This window comes from Microbacterium sp. NPDC086615 (genome assembly GCF_040686055.1).
Classification (GTDB): domain Bacteria; phylum Actinomycetota; class Actinomycetes; order Actinomycetales; family Microbacteriaceae; genus Microbacterium.
The window spans coordinates 1-3,249 of record NZ_JBFBJJ010000038.1 but is presented as its reverse complement, the minus strand read 5'-3'; the positions used below and the strand labels follow the sequence as shown (position 1 = coordinate 3,249).

Genomic DNA, 3,249 nt, shown 5'->3' with positions numbered 1-3,249 from the left:
CCGAAAGGCACCGACCTGTCCGTCTACGGTCCGGAAGACCTCGAGCACGTCGCCCAGAAACTCAACGGCCGCCCACGCAAAACGCTGGGCTGGGACACCCCAGCCCAGCGTCTGCTAGAACTCGTTTAGTTCAGTTGGTGTTGCGACGAGCCCTAGAAACCGCCCCGCCGGCGGGGCGTTCGCCGTTCCCCGCGGCTCGTCCCGCGTCGGACGTGCGCGCGGCCTCGGTGCGTGTGGGGTCCCGCCCGCGCGGCCTCGGTGGGGTTCCTGCACGCGCGGTCGCTGTGTGGGCCACGCATAAACGCGATCCGCTCGCAGAAACACGCTCTGCTCGTGTTTTTGTGCGCGAACGGCGTTTATGGGCGCACCCCGCGCTGCGCGCCGTGCTCGCCGTCCCGCCTTTCCGGCTCGCATAAACGCGATCCGCTCACATAAACACGCTGTGCACGTGTTTTTGTGCGCGAACGGCGTTTATGCGCGGCTGCCCCAGTCGGCCGGGGCTTCGCTTCTGCACGTCTCGGTGCGCAACGGACCGCGCAGCACGCCGAGGCTCAGGTCGAGCGCGGGTTCCGACCCACGGCTGAAAGGGCTGCGAGGTCGGGGCGTCGCACCGGACGCAACCCGGCCGCGAGCAGCGCGTCGCGCAGGGCGTCGACCCCGATAGCGCCCGCGTAGTCCCAGCGTGCGACGCGCCACCCCTGTCGGCGAAGGGCGTCTTCGCGCTGTTTCTCCGCGCGCAGCGCTTCAGCAGCCGCAGCGGGATCATGCAGGCCGTACTTCGACCACCCGTCGCTCTCGCCGATCACTCGATGTTCCGGCCAGCAGAAGTCCGACCTGTACGTGCGCCCCGCGACCTGATGCTCCGTCTGAAGCGCCGGAGCGGGGAACCCGCACCACTCGATGACGGCTCGACTGATCGATTCTCCCGGCGACTCGGCCATCGGGACGGCGCGCGTCAGCGCCCACTGCGCCCGGCGCACTCCGAACGTGTTGCTCTGTTCGAGCAGACGTTCCAGGAACTGTTCGGCGTCCAAGCCGAACGTCCGTGACGCCGCATCCGCGACCGCCAGCCCGAGCGCCGGGGGGAGAGCGCGCGCGAGGTCGACGACGACGTTCGGGATGGTCGTGATCCGGATGCCGGCCACCTCGCACGTCGATCGCGGATCAGCGCTCGTGTGCACGGTGACGTCGCCGTAAGACACCGACCGCGCGCGACGTCCGTCGAAGATGTGGATCATGCGCGGCTCCCCGAACACCGGCAGTCCGACCAGCGCCGCGGCGGACTCATGCGAGAACACCGCATCTCTTCGTGCCACGGCGAACGCGTGGACTCGCACCAGGTAACGCTCCCACGGTGCGAGGCCGTCCCATGCGGTACGAACGGTGTACACACCCGAGCGGACGCGCAGCATCGACTCGTCGCGCCAGAGTGGCGGTCCGGATCGCGGCGCGCCCGAGGCCACGATCAGCGGTGCGGGCGAGGCGCGGAGCGCCCGGGGTGCGGTGTCCATTCCGCGAGGGTGCCACGTTCTCGCGCGCCGCTCGGGACGCCTGTGGATAACCACCGGCGCGGTCGCCGCATAAACGCGATTCACGCACAGAAACACGTGCACATCGCGTTTCTGCGCGCGGATAGCGTTTATGCGAGGGGGCAACCGCCGCGCCCGCCCACCCGCGCCCGCCCACCGGCGCCCGCCCACCCGCGCCCGCCCACCCGCGCCCGCCCACCCGCGCCACGGACCGCCACCGCCGCGCCCACCTACCCCACCCGCGCCGCCCGCGCCCGCCCAACCGCGCCACACCCGCCCGCGCCGCAAGCCCACGTCCCCGCCCCACGCCTCCCGCGAGACGCCGGACACCGGATGTCGCGACGTGGCGTATGATGTGAAGGTTGCTCGTGCGTCAGCACGGCGACGACCGCTGTCCGGAACCGCCGGACGTGCGGGAGAGAGGGAGCCGCGAGGCACCCGCTCGAGAGAGGAAAAGGATATGGCACCCAAGAAGAAGGTGACCGGCCTGATCAAGCTCCAGATCAACGCCGGTGCCGCCAACCCGGCGCCGCCGATCGGCCCCGCGCTCGGTCAGCACGGCGTCAACATCATGGAGTTCTGCAAGGCCTACAACGCCGCGACCGAGTCGCAGCGCGGCAACGTGATCCCCGTCGAGATCACGGTGTACGAGGACCGCAGCTTCACGTTCATCCTGAAGACGCCCCCCGCGGCCGAGCTCATCAAGAAGGCCGCCGGCCTGCAGAAGGGCTCCGCCACCCCGCACACGACCAAGGTGGGCAAGCTCACCAAGGAGCAGGTGCGTCAGATCGCCGAGACCAAGCAGCCCGACCTGAACGCGAACGACATCGAGGCCGCCTCGAAGATCATCGCCGGCACCGCCCGTTCCATGGGCATCACGGTTGAGGACTGAGGGAGATAACAATGGCTACCAAGTCCAAGGCATACCGGGCCGCCGCTGAGAAGGTCGCGCCCGACACGTTCTACACCCCGACCGAGGCCGTCGCCCTCGCGAAGGAGACCGGCTCGAAGAAGTTCGACTCGACCGTTGAGGTCGCGCTGAAGCTCTCGGTCGACCCCCGCAAGGCTGACCAGATGGTCCGCGGCACGGTCATCCTGCCCCACGGCACGGGTAAGACCGCGCGCGTCATCGTCTTCGCCAACGGCCCCGCGGCCGAGGCGGCTCTCGCCGCCGGCGCCGACGAGGTCGGTGGCACCGAGCTCATCGAGAAGGTCGCCGGCGGTTACACCGCGTTCGACGCGGCCGTCGCCACGCCCGAGCTCATGGGCCAGGTCGGTCGCCTCGGTAAGGTTCTCGGACCCCGCGGCCTCATGCCGAACCCCAAGACCGGCACCGTGACCCCCAACCCGGCCAAGGCCGTCGAGGAGATCAAGGGCGGAAAGATCGAGTTCCGTGTCGACAAGCACGCCAACGTCCACTTCGTGGTCGGCAAGGCGTCGTTCTCGGCCGAGCAGCTCGACGAGAACCTGAAGGCCGCGCTCGAGGAGATCGTCCGCCTCAAGCCGTCGAGCTCGAAGGGCCGTTACATCCAGAAGGGCGCTGTCTCGACCACGTTCGGTCCCGGCATCCCGCTGGACGTCAACGTCCTCGTCTGACGACCGTCACCGGAAGCCCCGCTGCGCCTCGCGGGTTCTAACGGTGGTCGCAACACCCCAGATTTTGGGAGGTTGCGACCACCGTGTCGTTTTCGGAGGAGAAGGATCGTCGTCGGGATGAGTT

At 69.1% G+C, this 3,249-nt stretch carries 3 protein-coding genes and 1 pseudogene; 3 read left to right on the top strand and 1 reads right to left on the bottom strand.

Going from position 1 to position 3,249, the window contains the following annotated elements:
* A pseudogene (locus tag AB0O24_RS18905) lies at positions 1-129 on the top strand (IS30 family transposase); the annotation flags it as partial.
* A 422-nt stretch (positions 130-551) separates the two neighbouring features.
* Here AB0O24_RS18905 and AB0O24_RS18900 read toward each other — a convergent pair.
* Positions 552-1,511 carry a hypothetical protein gene (locus tag AB0O24_RS18900; RefSeq protein ID WP_307385288.1) on the bottom strand — a complete coding sequence of 320 codons (960 nt, stop codon included), beginning with the start codon at positions 1,509-1,511 and terminating at the stop codon, positions 552-554.
* 478 nt (positions 1,512-1,989) lie between these two features.
* On the opposite strand from AB0O24_RS18900, the gene rplK reads away from it, so the two are divergent.
* Positions 1,990-2,421, top strand: a complete 432-nt coding sequence (gene rplK, locus AB0O24_RS18895; protein ID WP_058595375.1) for a 50S ribosomal protein L11 — start codon at positions 1,990-1,992, stop codon at positions 2,419-2,421.
* An 11-nt stretch (positions 2,422-2,432) separates the two neighbouring features.
* Entirely contained in the window at positions 2,433-3,125 is a 693-nt protein-coding gene (rplA, locus tag AB0O24_RS18890) for a 50S ribosomal protein L1 (protein WP_058595376.1), read from the top strand.
* Positions 3,126-3,249 lie beyond the last annotated feature (124 nt).

What these genes read in the sequence shown, in the direction of transcription:
- rplA (WP_058595376.1), top strand. Translation starts at nt 2,433, where the DNA reads ATGGCTACCAAGTCCAAGGCATACCGGGCCGCCGCTGAGAAGGTCGCG.
- AB0O24_RS18900 (WP_307385288.1), bottom strand. Translation starts at nt 1,511, where the DNA reads ATGGACACCGCACCCCGGGCGCTCCGCGCCTCGCCCGCACCGCTGATC.
- rplK (WP_058595375.1), top strand. Translation starts at nt 1,990, where the DNA reads ATGGCACCCAAGAAGAAGGTGACCGGCCTGATCAAGCTCCAGATCAAC.